Origin of the sequence: Modicisalibacter xianhensis (genome assembly GCF_900113605.1) — a bacterium.
Lineage (GTDB): Bacteria > Pseudomonadota > Gammaproteobacteria > Pseudomonadales > Halomonadaceae > Modicisalibacter > Modicisalibacter xianhensis.
Map to the genome: position 1 here is coordinate 181,089 of NZ_FOPY01000009.1, position 14,802 is coordinate 195,890.

The following is a 14,802-nucleotide window of genomic DNA, read 5'->3' on the forward strand; positions in this document are numbered from 1 at the left end:
TGCATGGAGTTGCACATGAATCCTCCGCGTATACTGCTGGGCGTCAACATCGATCATATCGCCACCCTGCGTCAGGCCAGGGGAACCCGTTATCCCGATCCCGTTCAGGCTGCCCTGTTGGCCGAGGAGGCCGGCGCGGACGGAATCACCGTACATCTACGGGAAGACCGTCGGCATATCCAGGATCGCGACATTTTCATTCTTGCCGACGTGCTGAATACGCGCATGAATCTGGAAATGGCCGTCACTGAAGAAATGATCGCCCTGGCGGAGCGGGTGAAACCTGCACATGTCTGCCTGGTGCCCGAGAAGCGCGAAGAACTGACGACCGAGGGTGGGCTGGATGTCCTTGGCGGGCGCGAGCGAATTGCCGAGGCCTGTCGTAGGCTTGCCGCGGTCGGTTGCGATGTCTCGCTGTTCATCGACCCCGATCCCGACCAGATTCGTGCCGCCCTCGAGGTGGGTGCGCCGACCATCGAATTGCATACCGGCGCCTATGCGGAAGCGGCCGGGGACACGATGCGCGTCGAATATGAACGCATCGCCGCAGCCGCGGAACTGGCCAATGAACTGGGGCTGACCGTCAATGCCGGCCATGGGCTGCATTACCACAATGTCGAGGCCATTGCGGCAATCCCCGGCCTGAACGAATTGAACATTGGCCATGCGATCATTGCCCGCGCCTTGTTTGTCGGCTTGAAAGACGCTGTCGCCGAAATGAAGCGACTGGTGATTGCCGGCCAGGAGGCCGGCTTCGTCGCGTCGCTGGAAAGCCACGACCACGAACATGACGAGGGTAGTGGCTGCTGTCACTGATACGTCAGCGGGTCTGCAGTGCCTGCCAGTCACGCAGGCGCTGCATGGCCACGAACACCGCCTCAAGCATATCGCCGACCTCTGCCATCCCCTGCGTGCGCAGCCGGGTCTCCAGCGTTTCGCAAAGCAGGGCCAGTTGTGGCACGCCGGAATAGCGACATGCGCCGTTCAAGTAGTGCACGGCGTCGAGAAACGCTTCCTCGTCGTGCTGGGCATAGGTCTGGCGTAGGGTCTTCTCGCTGCCGTCCAGGCTGTCGAGCAGCAGCTTCAGGGTATCCTTGGCCAGGTTCGGGTTGCCGCCGGCCATCGCCCGGCCTAACTCCATGTCCACTACCGGCAGTTCGTCTTCCGTGGTGTGCCGCTCGTGTTTCGTGCGCAGCTTCAGCCGGATATCCAGATACGTTTCCAGTACCTTGGCCAGGGAGTGCTCCTCGAGTGGCTTGGTCAGGACTTCCTGCATGCCAGCATCCAGCAGCTGGCGTGTCTCTTCCTCCAGGGCATGGGCCGTCAAAGCGATATAAGGGCAGCTTGCCCAACTGCCTCCCAGGCGGCGCAAGGACTGCATGGCCTCGACACCACTCATGCCAGGCATGCGAATGTCCATGAGCACGAGGCCGACAGAATGTTCATGGGCGAGCGCCAGCGCTTCCTCGCCACTGGCAGCAAGCAGGCATTCCACTCCCGCTTGGTCGAGCAGTTCCTTGACCAGCAATCGGTTGGAGAGGATGTCATCGACCACCATCACGCTATGGTGGCGAGCACGGTATGTGTCGGCGGCCTGCGGTTCGTCTTCGGAAACACTGGCTTCGACCTTGCCGAACAAGCGTCGGACGCTATCCGCAAGTTTTCCGCGTGCGATTGGCTTGGACAGGATATCGCTGTCCGGCGGCAAGTGCAGTTCGGTGACATCGTAGGGGTTGGTATTGACCAGGGCCAGAACCGGGCATTCCACGCCCGACAGGCAATCGTTCCAGCTTTGCAGGGCCTCGCCTCGTAGCTCCTCGCGACGCAGCCCCACGATCATCAGGTCGAAGTGGGCCGGCTCCAGGCCATGGCTGCCGCCAATGACATGTACTCTGGCTCCCCAGGATTCGAAGAGATGGGTCAGGGCGCGGCGTGTCGCATCATGCGGCTCGTAGATGGCCACGTGTGGGGCGTCCAGTTGCATCTCCGGATGACGTTCCATCTGACCGGCGCCGCCCAACCGCAGCGGCAACGTGAAACTGAACTCGCTACCCTGGCCGGGGCGGCTGGAGACGACGATCTGCCCTCCCATTTGTTCGACGAGCTGCTTGCAGATCATCAGGCCCAGGCCCGATCCGCCGTGATGGCGAGTGCGGGCCGTCGATACCTGACTGAAGGGCTGGAATAGTCGCTGCTGAAGCTCGGCGGAAAGCCCGATTCCCGTATCGCTGACCTTGACGCCCAGCATGGGCTCGCCTCCGTCCGATTCTTCGACGAGAACACGCACGATGACTTCGCCAGCTTCAGTGAATTTCACGGCGTTGTGCACCAGATTGGTGAGCACCTGCTTGATACGCAGGGGGTCGCCGATGATTTCGGCAGGCACGTCGTCGTAGACCAGTCCAAGCAGTTGCAGGTCCTTCTGTTGGGACGAAGGCGCCTGGAGCGTCAAGACTTCGTCCACCATCGAAACCATGTCGATAGGCACCGACTCCAATTCGAGCTTGCCGGCCTCGATCTTGGAGAAATCGAGGATATCGTTGATCAACGAAAGCAAGTTGTCCGACGCCGTTTCCACATGCCCGAGCCAGTCGCGCTGACGGGTATCGAGCTGGCTGCGTCCGAGCAAGCGGCAGAAACCGATGATGCCGTTCAGGGGAGTGCGGATCTCGTGACTCATGTTGGCCAGGAACTCCGACTTGATGCGGTTGGCCTGCTGCGCCCGACGCCGGGCCATGTCGAGTTCGATATTCTGTATTTCGATGGTTTCCATCGACTCCTGAAGATCGGCAGTGGTCTGCTCGATCTGTTGGCGCATGTTGTTGCGGCTGTTGAGCAGGTGCTGACCTATGGCATTGATGGCCTGGGTCAAGGGAGCCAGTTCGTGGGGGCCTCGCGCGGGGAGCCGATATTCGTAATCGCCGGTATTTAGCCGGATCAGTGCATCGCGCTGGGCAGCCAATACCGGGAAGAACCGGCGTTGAATGACATAGGCCAGGGCCAGCAGGATCAGGGCCATGCAAGCCCAGGCCAGGGCGTGGCTGGTCAACTGGCGATAGGTCATCAGCTCCAGTTCGCTATCGCTGATGGCCAGGTCCATCCAGTACTGGTTGCTGCGTACACCCCGTGAACCGCCTTGGGGCGTGACCACCGGAAGTGGCTTGATCATGCGCCAATGCTGCGCTTGCTCGGTCAGGGTCGTCTGGCTGGGCAAGGGCAGAGTCGGAACTGATTGGGTGGACCCCATGTGCAACAGGGGATCGCCGGAGCTCAACCTCAACGTGACCGACTGGACGCCCTGCAGGTCCAGAATCCGTTGCGCCAGGTCATCGAGCCGGGCACGGTCCCCGGTATTGAGCGCCCCGAGCAACGAGGGGGAAAGAAGGTCGACGGCCTCTTCCATGCGCGTCTGCAACATGTCGAAGCGTTGCTGGCTGTCCTGAACCAGCAGGTAACCGGTATACATCAGGGTCAACAGTAACGGGACACCCAGCGTCAGTGCGAACAGGCGGTTTTTCAAGGCCATGTAGCGTCCAGCGAAATCAAATCAGCCGTCAGTATGCCACAGAGTTCAAGCCTGCCTGTCCAGTGCGGGGTGGCATGGATATAATGTTGGCCAAGAATTTTCGCCCAGTCGCTGTCGTTCGCGAGGCATTGTCTCTCGGCTAGTAAGGATAAGCCCATGCAGTTTCCCACACTCGAGGATGTCGTCGGTAATACGCCATTGGTGCGCCTGCAGCGTATCGGTGCCGGCCGCAACAACACCCTGCTGGCCAAGCTCGAGGGCAACAACCCGGCCGGCTCGGTCAAGGATCGGCCGGCGCTGTCGATGATCGGCCAGGCCGAGGCACGCGGGGAAATCGCACCGGGCGATACCCTGATCGAGGCAACGTCGGGCAATACCGGGATCGCCCTGGCCATGGCGGCCGCCATCAAGGGGTATCGGATGGTGCTGATCATGCCCGATAACGCCTCGAGCGAGCGTAAGCAGGCCATGGCAGCCTATGGTGCCGAATTGATCACCGTGACCAAGCAGCAGGGGATGGAAGGGGCGCGCGACCTCGCCCAATCGATGATCGACCGTGGCGAAGGCAAGCCGCTCAATCAGTTCGCCAATCCGGACAACCCCATGGCGCACTATCGCACCACCGGGCCCGAGCTATGGCAACAGACCGAAGGCAGCATTACCCATTTCGTCAGCTCGATGGGCACGACCGGGACGATCATGGGCGTATCCCAATATCTCAAGGAGCGCAACCCGGCCATTCAAATCGTTGGCCTGCAGCCTGAGGATGGGGCCAGCATCGCGGGTATTCGCCGTTGGCCTGAGGCGTACCTTCCGAGCATCTTCGACGCCAGCCGGGTGGATAGCGTACTCGACATCGGCCAGCATGAGGCCGAGGAGCACATGCGCCGCCTGGCCAGGGAAGAAGGCATCCTGGCGGGTGTCTCTTCCGGCGGCGCCCTTGCCGGGGCGCTGCGAATTGCCGAGCAGGTCGAGAATGCTGTGATCGTGTTCATCGTATGCGATCGCGGGGACCGTTACCTGTCCACCGGCCTCTTTGCCCCGGATCTCTGAATCATGGCCATGTTGGGAAAGCGACGCCCGTCCGCCCGGAAAGTGGCGCCGCGACGGCAATCCTCCCCTGTGGCTTCGTCCACAGATGATAGCCCAGGCATCGAGGTGGTCCGTCTGGCGCATGATGGCCGTGGCGTTGCCCGTAATGCCGAAGGCAAGACGCTGTTCATCGACCGTGCGTTACCCGGCGAGCGGGTGGATGTCGCAATCCACCGCAGCCGTAAGCGTTATGACGAAGGCCATGTCCGGGCATGGCGGGTCACGTCCTCCGAGCGCGTCGACGCCTTCTGTCCACATTACGAACGCTGTGGAGGCTGCGACCTGCAGCACCTGGCACTCGACGCACAGCGGCATCACAAATCCCAGGTGCTGATCGAGCAGTTGGCGCGGCAGGGACTGTCGTTGCCCGGCGAGCCCCGCCTGCTGTCGGGTGCGGGTCAGGGCTATCGTCGACGCGCACGTATCGGCGTCAAGGTCGATGCGCAAGGCCGGGTGCATGTGGGGTTCCGCGAACGCAGTAGCCACCATCTCGTCGACATCGACTCCTGTCCGATTCTGGTGCCCGTGCTGGAAGCGCTGCTGCCTGCGCTACGCGAGTGTCTGGAGCGGCTTCAGTCGCCACGCCTGGTCGGGCATGTGGAATTGGTCGCCAGCGACCGGCAGGCGGCAGTCGTCATTCGTCAGTTACGAGACGATCCTGCAGACTGGCAGCGGTGGCAGGCATGGGCCACTGAGCAGGAGGTCGGCCTGGCGCGACTGGTCGGACGCAATGAGCCTCGGCTCGAGTGGTTCGGAAAAGCGCCTGACCTGAGCTATACCCTCAAAAGCAATGGACATTCCCTGCGGCTGTCCTTCCTGCCTGGTGACTTCCTGCAGGTCAATGCCGAGGTCAACCAGCAAATGGTGTCGCTGGCGCTCGACTGGTTGCAGCCGGCAGGCAGTGACCGGGTGCTCGACCTGTTTGCCGGCGTGGGGAACTTTACGCTGGCGCTGGCGCCTCATGTGGCGCAGGTCATCGGCATCGAGGGCAGTCCCGACATGGTGACGCGCCTCAAGGACAACGCGCAGGGCAACGATTTGCATAATGTTGAAGCGAGGCAGGCCGATCTGGGGCAGGCGCCGGGACTTCAACCGTTGCCTGACCTCGTGGTGCTCGATCCGCCACGCGACGGTGCCGAGGCAGTTTGCCGCGCGCTAGGGCAGGAACCGGTATCGCGCATTCTCTATGTGTCCTGCGATCCAGCGACGCTGGCTCGCGATGCGGCACATCTTGTGCATGCCGGATACCGTATCACGCATGCTGCCGTCGCCGACATGTTCGCCCAGACGGCACATCTTGAGTCCATGCTCTTGTTCGAGCGTGGGTAGGGTTTGTGATGTTCCTGCCAGGATGGTCGGGAACAGGAGGGGTCCAATAACATGGTCAAGGTTCGTGAAGACCAGCCACTGGCCGCCAACGGCAGTGTCGATATCGGGGTTTGGCTCGCGCGTTTGCAGGACGATGTCGCGCTGCGCGACGTCGACGAAATGCGCTCGGCATGCGAGCTCGCCGAACGCCTGGCAAACGAGGCGGAAAAGCCCCACAAGGCTTGGCTCGAGGATGGTTCCAGTTTCCGAACCGGCCTGGAGATGGCCGATATTCTCAGTGAACTCAAGCTGGATCAGGAGGCGCTGGAAGCTGCCGTCCTCTATCGCGCCGTGCGCGAGGGAAGGATCACCCTCGAGGCTATAGAAAAGCGCTTCGGGGCGGGGGTGGCCCGGCTCATCGAGGGTGTCCTCAACATGGCCGCCATCAGTCAGCAGCAGGCACCCAGTCACGGCATGACCCAGCACAACCAGCAGGACAACCTGCGCAAGATGCTGGTCACCATGATCGATGACGTGCGTGTCGCACTGATCAAGATTGCTGAGCGGACCTGTGCCTTGCGTCAGGTTCGCGAGGCGCCTCGTGACAAACGCCTGCGCGTGGCCCGGGAAGTCTTCGACATCTATGCGCCGCTGGCGCATCGTCTCGGTATCGGCCAGTTGAAGTGGGAACTGGAAGACCTGTCGTTTCGCTATCTGCATGAGGACGATTACAAGTCCATCGCCAAGCTGCTGGCCGAGAAACGGCTGGACCGCGACCACTACATCCAGGATGTCGTCTCCCGGCTGGAGCACTTACTCGAGGAGCATGGCATCTCGCGCTATCAGGTCGATGGCCGGGCCAAGCACATCTATTCCATCTGGCGCAAGATGAAGCGCAAGCGCATCGACTTCTCGCAGGTCTACGATGTGCGTGCCGTGCGTATCCTCGTCCCCGAAGTCACCGACTGCTACACCGCACTGGGCATCGTGCATTCGCAGTGGCGGCATGTGCCCAATGAGTTCGACGACTATATCGCCAACCCCAAGAAGAACGGCTACCAATCCCTACATACGGCACTGATCGGCCCCGAGAACAAAGTGCTGGAAATTCAGATTCGTACCTTTGGCATGCATGAAGAGGCGGAACTGGGTGTCTGCGCACATTGGCGCTACAAGGGACACGATATCAACGCCAAGAGCCGTGGCTACGAGGAAAAGATTGCCTGGCTGCGCCAAGTCCTCGAATGGCAGGACGAAGTGGGTGACCTGGGCGATCTCAAGGAAGGGCTTTCCAGCGATGTGGCGCCGGACCGGATCTATGTCTTCACGCCCGACGGTCATGTCATCGACTTGCCGCGGATCGCCACGCCGATCGATTTCGCCTACCGGGTACATACCGAGATCGGTCACCGCTGCCGTGGGGCCAAGATCAATGGCCGCATCGTCCCGCTGACCTACAAGCTCAAGACCGGTCAACAGGTCGAGATTCTGACCGCTACCAAGGGTGGCCCCAGCCGAGACTGGCTCAACCCATCGTTGGGTTTCGTCAAGACCTCGCGTGCGCGATCCAAGATCCAGGCCTGGTTCAAGCATCAGGCCAGGGACCAGAACCTCGAGGAAGGCCGCAGCCTGTTCGAAAGGGAATTTCGTCGCCTGGATCTCGAAGGCTTCGACCTCGCCACACTGGCCAAGTCGGTCAACTACCCGTCGCCCGACGACATGTACGCTGCCATCGGGGCAGGTGACCTGCGCATCGGTCAGGTGCTTCACCAGGCTCAGCAACTTTTCGGCGATACCGAGGACGAGGATCAGCTCGACCGCCTGCTGACCAAGCCCCGGCGCACCGGCAAGACCCGGGACGACGGCATCACCGTGTTGGGCGTGGGCAACCTCAAGACCGCAATGGCCAACTGCTGCCATCCGGTGCCCGGTGATCAGATCGTCGGCTATATCACCCAAGGGCGTGGCGTGACCATCCATCGCCAGGATTGTCCCAATATCCTGCAATTGCGCGCCGAGGAGCCACGACGCATCGTCGATGTCGAGTGGGGTACCCAGGCGCGCACTCAATACCCGGTCGATATCGAGATCGAGGCATGGGATCGTTCGGGCCTGCTGCGTGATGTCACCAATGTGCTCAGTCACGAGCGGGTCAACGTGCTGGCCGTCAATACAGCGACCAACACCTCGGACAATATCGCCCGCCTGAAGATCACGCTGGAAGTCGACGGGCTGGAGTCGCTGGGGCGGATCTTCTCGCGTATCCAGCAGTTGCCCAACATCATCGATGTCAAGCGCCTGCGCAGTGGCGTGAAGAAGAAGGCTGCCTCATGACCGATACGCCACGCCACTCCCTGCAGGACCTGCTGACCCTGATGGCGGTACTGCGCGACCCTGGGCAAGGCTGTCCATGGGACCTGAAGCAGGACTGGGATTCCATCGTCCCGCATACGCTGGAAGAAGCCTACGAGGTGGCGGATGCCATCGAACGGCGGGCCTACGACGAACTGCCCGGTGAGTTGGGCGACTTGCTGTTCCAGGTCGTGTATTACAGTCAGTTTGCCAGCGAGGAGGGACGCTTCGACTTTCATGACGTGGTCGATACCCTGACGGCCAAGATGATTGCACGTCATCCGCACGTGTTTCCCGAGGGTACCCTGTTGTCGCGACGTCAGGGCATCGACGCTACCCAGGTCGAGACCGCCCAGGTGAACTCCCGGTGGGAGGCGCTCAAGGCCGAAGAGCGCCAGTCGCGGCAGGCGGTTTCGGTGCTTGACGACATTCCCCGGGCCCTGCCGGCGCTGTCGCGAGCTGCCAAGTTGACCAAGCGGGCGTCGAGGGTCGGTTTCGACTGGCCTGATGCGCGCGGCGTGCTGGACAAGATTCGCGAGGAACTCGACGAGGTCGAAGAGGCGCTCGTGGCTGGGGACGACGCCCATGCCCGCGAGGAAGTCGGCGATTTGCTGTTTGCCGTGGTCAACCTCGCGCGACGGCTCAAGGCCGATCCGGAACAGGCCCTGCGAGCGACCAACGCCAAGTTCGAGCGTCGCTTCCGACATGTGGAAACGGCCCTGGCCCAGTCGGGGCGCACCCCTGACGATGCCAGCCTGGAAGAGATGGATGGCTACTGGAACGACGCCAAGCGCCTGGAACGATATCCGCAAGATTCTTGATCATTCCGGAACACAGCGGCATGACGACCCGTGAAGGAACGCACAGCCGAGGAGAAATGCATGAGTGATGACCTGCACGAATCGCTACGCGACAATGTCCGTGTTCTAGGCGACAGTCTGGGACATACCATCGCCGACGACCTGGGCGATGCCTTCGTCGACAAGATCGAGACCATTCGTGCCTATGCCAAGCGCGGTCGCCAGGGTGACGTGGCATCGCAGCGCGAACTGATCGAATACCTGCGCGGCCTGCCGGATCACGACCTGCTGCCGGTCACGCGGGCGTTCAACCAGTTCCTCAATCTCGCCAACATTGCCGAACAGCACTATCGTGCCCGGTTCCGTCGCGTGGAGGATTACAAGCCTGGCTCCCAGCCGGTACTCGGCGAACTGCTGGGCCGAATTCGCGAGTCTGGTCACAGCCCCAGAAGCATCGTCGAGACGTTGGCCGGCATGCGGGTCGAACTCGTGCTGACCGCTCATCCGACCGAGGTCATTCGCCGTACGCTGATTCAGAAATACGACGCTATCGATGAATGCCTGACACTGATGGAGAGTGCGGCGGACTATCCAGAAAAGGGCTCGCGTGCCCATGCCCGCCTCGACGAGTTGATCAGCCAGGCCTGGCATACCGATGAGATTCGTCATGAGCGACCCACGCCGGTAGACGAAGCCAAGTGGGGCTTTGCGGTCATCGAGAACTCGCTGTGGGAGGCCGTACCCAACTTCCATCGTGACCTGGACAACCTCCTGCTCGAAACGGCCGGGGAGCGCCTGCCGCTGGATGCCGCCCCATTGCGTTTCGCCTCGTGGATGGGTGGCGACCGTGATGGCAATCCCAACGTGACCGCCAAGGTGACACGGGAAGTGCTGCTGCTGGGACGCTGGATGGCTGCCGACCTCTATCTGCGCGATCTCGAACAGCTCAAGGGCGAGCTGTCGATGTGGAAAGCGAACAGTGCGCTCAAGGCCGAGGTCGGCGACGAACCTGAGCCCTACAGGGCGCTGCTCAAGCGGCTGATCAGCCGGGTCGAGGCGACCCGGGACTGGGCCCAGGCCACTCTGGGTGGCGAGAAATACGATGGCGGTCCGATCATCGAAACCCGCGACCAGCTCTATGCGCCGCTGTTGGCGTGTTACCGCTCCCTTTGCGATGTCGGCCTCGACACGATCGCCAACGGCGTCCTTCTGGATACCCTGCGTCGCATTGCCGTGTTCGGCGTGACCTTGGCCAAGCTCGACGTGCGCCAAGAGGCGGGGCGTCATGCCCTGGTCTTCGATGAGCTGAGCGATTACCTGGGCCTGGGGCACTATCGCGAGTGGGACGAGCAGAAACGCCAGGATTTCCTGCTGTCGGAACTGGAGTCGCCGCGCCCGCTGATTCCTCGCCGCTGGGAGTGTTCGACCGAGACACGCGAGGTCATCGACACCTTCCGTGTGATCGCCAACGAGCATCGCGAAGCGCTGGGCACTTACATCATCTCGATGGCCGGCCAGCCCTCCGATGTGCTGGCCGTGGCCCTGCTGATGAAAGAAATCGGTGGCGACGTGCGCCTGCCGATCGCCCCGCTTTTCGAGACGCTCGACGATCTCGATAACGCCGGTAGTGCCATTGACAGGTTGCTGTCGCTCCCCGGTTACCGGCGCCTGGCCGGGGACCGGCAGGAGGTGATGATCGGCTATTCCGATTCCGCCAAGGATGCTGGCCAGCTTGCCGCCGCCTGGGCACAGTATCGCGCCCAGGAGACGCTGGTCGCGATCTGCGACAGGCATGGTGTCGACCTCACGCTCTTCCACGGTCGAGGAGGTACCGTGGGGCGCGGCGGCGGTCCGGCGCATGCCGCGATCCTTTCGCAACCGCCGGGTTCCGTGAATGGCAGCCTGCGCGTGACCGAGCAGGGCGAAATGATTCGCTTCAAGTTCGGTCAGCCCGACATCGCCCTGCGCTCGATGGAAATCTACGCCAGTGCCGTACTCGAGGCGACATTGCTGCCGCCACCATCGCCGCAACCCGAGTGGCGCCAGGAGATGGACCGCCTGGCCGGCATTGCACATGGCGCCTATGTCGGCGTGGTACGCGAGAATCCGGACTTCGTGCCTTATTTCCGGGCTGTGACGCCGGAAGAAGCGCTGGGTCGCTTGCCGCTGGGCTCGCGTCCGGCCAAGCGACGCCAGGAAGGCGGCGTCGAGTCGCTGCGTGCGATTCCCTGGATCTTCGCCTGGACCCAGATTCGCCTGATGTTGCCGGCCTGGCTGGGCAGCGGTGAAGCCTTTGCCACTCGCCTGGAAGAGGAAAGCGGCCTCCAGCGGCTGCAGGAGATGCGCCAGCACTGGCCATTCTTCGGCACCTATCTCGACATGCTCGAGATGCTGCTGGCCAAGGCGGATATCGAAATTGCCGCCTATTACGAGCATCGCCTGGTCGATGAGCCGTCGCTGAAGGCACTGGGCCAGCAACTCCGTGATCGCCTGAGACGCCTGCATGGCGTGCTACTCGAGATCCTCGACCAGCAAGAGCTGCTCGAGGGCACGCCGCTGATCCGCCAGGCGATTGAGGTGCGCAACCCCTATATCGACCCGTTGCATGGGCTTCAGGCCGAACTGCTGCAGCGTAACCGTGATGCGGACGGGGCGATCAGCCCGGCACTGGCGCGGGCGTTGATGGTGACGATGGCGGGGATTGCCGCAGGTCTTCGCAACACCGGTTAGGCCGGGCTGCGCTTCAGCCAGACGGTGTTGGAAGCGGGTGCGTAAATGCTCATTTACTTTGGGTAAACTGCGCTTTTCTTACCCGCTTCCGCCTTGTCTGGCCATTGCTCGCACCGTCCTGAAGTAAAAGGCTAGGCCTCAATCTACTGGGGCGTGTTCTGGTATAGCTCGGTCAGGTTGGGGGTCGGTATACCGTGGCGCTGCGCCGCGTCGAGCAGGGGGCCGAGGATGGCGTCGCGTTCGGTGGGGCGGTTGGCGAGTACGTCCTGCAGCATCGAGGCACGGTTGTTGGCGGTGCCTTCGATGACGTTCCATACCTGACGCGACCAGCCGGCTTCCGGCGCTTCGATGCCTTCGGCAGCCATCAAGGCCACGACTTCGTCGAGAATGATGTCGACCATGGGCCGGAACGGGCAGTCGCGCAGCTGACCGTTGCGAATCCTATACCGGGCCACCAACGGATTGATGGCGGCATTGACGGCCAACTTGTGCCAGAGACGTCGGCGCATGTCGATGCAGGGCGAGGCAGGAAGATCGGCGACAGTCAGGGTGGCGGCTATGCATTCGGCCAGCGTGGGATAGCGTCCTTCGAGGTGCCCAATGTAAGTATGGCCATGGCCAGCATGCACGACACCGTCGGCACCCTCGGTGTAGGCCCCTTCGCTGGTGGTCGCGCAGAGCACCGGGCCGGGCCAGCGCCGTGTGATCGTTTCCTGTACCTGAAAGCCGTTCTGCCACAGGACGATCGGCGTGTCTTGCGCAACTCGCTGGGCGAGTTGTTCCAAGGCTGCGTCCGTGGCGTAGGTCTTGGTCGTTACATGCACCATGAGCGGCCGCTCAGGGGCTTGGTCAATGGCGATACGCGGCACATAGCGAATTCGGCTCTCGCCCTGTGGCGTGCTCAGCAGGAATGGCTGCTCGCTGGGCTGGCGACCCAGGACGGCCAACGGCACGTGGCCTGCCAATTGCGTGGCCAGCAAGCGCCCCAGTGCGCCGGGACCGAGAATCAGCCAAGTGCCGTTGCTCATGCCTCCTCCTTGTTCTTGCCGGGTGTGCGTTTCGTGGTGCGCCGCTTTGCCGCCGTGCCTTTGGTGCCGCGCCGTCCTGCCTTGCGTGCCTTGGCCCTGGCAGGTGCCTCGAAGCCTTTGGCGCTGGCCAGTGCCTGGCGCATGCGTGCCGTGTCGGCACCGGCAAGCAAGGTACGCAAGTCACCAAGCAGAGCGTCAAGGAAGGGGGCGGCCTGGTCGCTGCCTTCAGCAATGGCGCTCAAGCGTTGCTCCCATAGGGCGGTACGTTCGGGGCGCGTCGCCGCATCGGGCAGGGCGGCTATCAGCGCCTGCCCCGTTCGCGTGGCACGCAGGGCGCTACCCTGGCGCACGATGAAACCGCGGTCGAGCAGGGTCTCGATAATGCCGGCACGGGTTGCCTCGGTACCAAGGCCATCGGTCTCGCGCAGGGTCCGCCTGACCGCGACATCCTCCACATAGCGGGCAATGTTCATCATTGCCTTGATAAGGCTAGCATCAGTGAAGGGTTCCGGGGGGCGCGTCATCCTGTCTTCCACTGCCTGATCGGCGACGCGCGCCGGCTCCCCCTGGCGCAGGGAAGGCAGGGGAGGAGCGTCATCGCGTGTCGTGAACAGGGGCTTCCAGCCAGGCACCAGTATTTCGCGCCCCTGGGCACGAAAGCGCTCCTCGAGCGCCTCGAAGTCGACCTTGACCTCGCGTGTTTCCAGTGGCGGATAGAACTGGGCCAGCACGTTGCGCACGATCAGTCGGAAGACATTGGCTTCGCTGGCGGATAGCCGCGCAAAGTCAGGGCGTGCCCCGGTCGGCGCCAAGGCATGGTGGGCCCCGACCTGCTTGTCGTTCCAGGCCTTGGAGCGCAGCGAGAAATCGGCACTGCCAAGCCAGCGACTCAATGTCTCGTCACCGGCACAGGCGCCTTCCAGGGTGCGACGAGCCTGTGCCCAGTGGTCCTGGGGAAGGTAGCGGCAGTCCGAACGAGGGTAGGTGATCAGGCGATGACGCTCATAGAGCGCCTGGCAGGCATCGAGCACGCCTTTGGCCGATAGCTTGTAGCGTCGCGCGGCATCGACCTGCAGCGCCGACAGCGAATAGGGCAGCGGGGCAGCCTGGCGCTTCTTCTGGGCATCCAGCGTGGCCACCCTGCCCAGCGTCCCCGGCAGGCGCGAGGCCAATGCCTCGGCGGGCTCGCGCTTGAGCAGCCGATTCTGGTCATCGAGGGGATGCCTGTCGTCGGGCTGCCACCAGGCCCGCACCGTGCCGTGCTCGACCTGAAAATCGGCCCAGAGCACGTAGAAGGGCCGTGGCACGAAGTCGGCGATCTCGCGGTCACGCCTGGCGACCAGCCCCAGCACCGGTGTCTGGACGCGACCTACCGATAACACCCCGTCATGCCCGGCCTGGCGGCCGGTCAGGGTCCAGGCGCGCGACAGATTGATACCGTACAGCCAGTCGGCCCGGGAGCGCGCTTCGGCGGCGTGATACAGGGCTTGGTAACTGCGGTTGTCTTCCATCCGCTCCAGTGCGCGTTGCACGGCGGGCCGGTTGAGGTCGCTGATCAACAGTCGGGCGACCGAGCCGCGCCAGCCGAGATAATCGATGACCTCCTGAACCAGCAACTGGCCTTCGCGGTCGGGATCGCCGGCATGCACGACGCTCTTGGCCTGCTTGAGAAGGGTGCGCAGCACCTTGAGCTGCCCTCGGGCATTGTGTCGAGGCGTCAGCTTCCATTGCTCGGGCACGATAGGCAGGTGGTCGAGGCGCCACTGCTTGTAGCGCGGATCGTAGGCATCCGGCGCCGCCTGTTCCAGCAGATGCCCCAGGCACCAGCTGACCCGGGTGTCCCCGACGCGTAGCGAGCCCTCTTCGCGGCTGACTTGCCCGGGCAGGGCATCGGCGATGGCGCGGGCAAGACTGGGTTTTTCGGCAATGATCAGGCGCATGGCAACATAATCCGCAGACAGTCTGT

At 62.7% G+C, this 14,802-nt stretch carries 9 protein-coding genes; 6 read left to right on the plus strand and 3 right to left on the minus strand.

From position 1 onward, the window contains the following. The first annotated feature begins 15 nt into the window (after window positions 1–15). The gene (pdxJ, locus tag BM194_RS12670) at window positions 16–816 is read left to right on the plus strand and encodes a pyridoxine 5'-phosphate synthase (protein ID WP_092847265.1); all 801 of its coding nucleotides are present in this window, start codon (window positions 16–18) and stop codon (window positions 814–816) included. Window positions 817–820: 4 nt separating this feature from the next. Here pdxJ and BM194_RS12675 read toward each other — a convergent pair whose 3' ends face one another. Continuing rightward, the gene (locus tag BM194_RS12675) at window positions 821–3,526 is read right to left on the minus strand and encodes an ATP-binding protein (RefSeq protein WP_244890957.1); all 2,706 of its coding nucleotides are present in this window, start codon (window positions 3,524–3,526) and stop codon (window positions 821–823) included. A gap of 156 nt (window positions 3,527–3,682) precedes the next feature. Between BM194_RS12675 and cysM the strand changes: the two genes are divergently transcribed. From cysM to ppc, 5 genes are read left to right on the plus strand one after another with little or no spacing between them, the layout of a single operon-like run. Continuing rightward, window positions 3,683–4,579: a cysteine synthase CysM gene (gene cysM, locus BM194_RS12680; RefSeq protein ID WP_092847266.1), complete on the plus strand. Its 897-nt coding sequence runs from the start codon at window positions 3,683–3,685 to the stop codon at window positions 4,577–4,579. A gap of 3 nt (window positions 4,580–4,582) precedes the next feature. Beyond that, window positions 4,583–5,947 carry a 23S rRNA (uracil(1939)-C(5))-methyltransferase RlmD gene (gene rlmD, locus BM194_RS12685; RefSeq protein WP_092847268.1) on the plus strand — a complete coding sequence of 455 codons (1,365 nt, stop codon included), beginning with the start codon at window positions 4,583–4,585 and terminating at the stop codon, window positions 5,945–5,947. A gap of 51 nt (window positions 5,948–5,998) precedes the next feature. After that, a complete protein-coding gene (gene relA / locus BM194_RS12690) occupies window positions 5,999–8,260 on the plus strand; it encodes a GTP diphosphokinase (RefSeq protein WP_092847269.1) in 2,262 nt (753 codons plus the stop codon). Beyond that, the gene (gene mazG, locus BM194_RS12695; RefSeq protein WP_092847270.1) at window positions 8,257–9,099 is read left to right on the plus strand and encodes a nucleoside triphosphate pyrophosphohydrolase; all 843 of its coding nucleotides are present in this window, start codon (window positions 8,257–8,259) and stop codon (window positions 9,097–9,099) included. Before relA ends, mazG begins: the two co-directional genes overlap by 4 nt. 60 nt (window positions 9,100–9,159) lie before the next feature. Beyond that, window positions 9,160–11,808 carry a phosphoenolpyruvate carboxylase gene (gene ppc / locus BM194_RS12700; RefSeq protein WP_092847272.1) on the plus strand — a complete coding sequence of 883 codons (2,649 nt, stop codon included), beginning with the start codon at window positions 9,160–9,162 and terminating at the stop codon, window positions 11,806–11,808. Window positions 11,809–11,951: 143 nt separating this feature from the next. On the opposite strand, the gene BM194_RS12705 is transcribed toward ppc, so the two are convergent. Together BM194_RS12705 and BM194_RS12710 are read right to left on the minus strand one after the other, a co-directional pair. Beyond that, window positions 11,952–12,836 (minus strand): ketopantoate reductase family protein, encoded by an 885-nt coding sequence (locus tag BM194_RS12705; RefSeq protein WP_092847273.1) that lies wholly within the window; start codon window positions 12,834–12,836, stop codon window positions 11,952–11,954. Then, window positions 12,833–14,776, minus strand: coding sequence for a DNA topoisomerase III (locus BM194_RS12710; protein ID WP_092847274.1), 1,944 nt, complete (start codon window positions 14,774–14,776; stop codon window positions 12,833–12,835). The genes BM194_RS12705 and BM194_RS12710 overlap by 4 nt, the downstream gene beginning before the upstream one ends. Window positions 14,777–14,802 lie beyond the last annotated feature (26 nt).

Coding starts and splice junctions, on each gene's coding strand:
- cysM (WP_092847266.1), top strand. CDS start 3,683: ATGCAGTTTCCCACACTCGAGGATGTCGTCGGTAATACGCCATTGGTG.
- pdxJ (WP_092847265.1), top strand. CDS start 16: ATGAATCCTCCGCGTATACTGCTGGGCGTCAACATCGATCATATCGCC.
- ppc (WP_092847272.1), top strand. CDS start 9,160: ATGAGTGATGACCTGCACGAATCGCTACGCGACAATGTCCGTGTTCTA.
- BM194_RS12675 (WP_244890957.1), bottom strand. CDS start 3,526: ATGGCCTTGAAAAACCGCCTGTTCGCACTGACGCTGGGTGTCCCGTTA.
- BM194_RS12705 (WP_092847273.1), bottom strand. CDS start 12,836: ATGAGCAACGGCACTTGGCTGATTCTCGGTCCCGGCGCACTGGGGCGC.
- mazG (WP_092847270.1), top strand. CDS start 8,257: ATGACCGATACGCCACGCCACTCCCTGCAGGACCTGCTGACCCTGATG.
- BM194_RS12710 (WP_092847274.1), bottom strand. CDS start 14,776: ATGCGCCTGATCATTGCCGAAAAACCCAGTCTTGCCCGCGCCATCGCC.
- relA (WP_092847269.1), top strand. CDS start 5,999: ATGGTCAAGGTTCGTGAAGACCAGCCACTGGCCGCCAACGGCAGTGTC.
- rlmD (WP_092847268.1), top strand. CDS start 4,583: ATGGCCATGTTGGGAAAGCGACGCCCGTCCGCCCGGAAAGTGGCGCCG.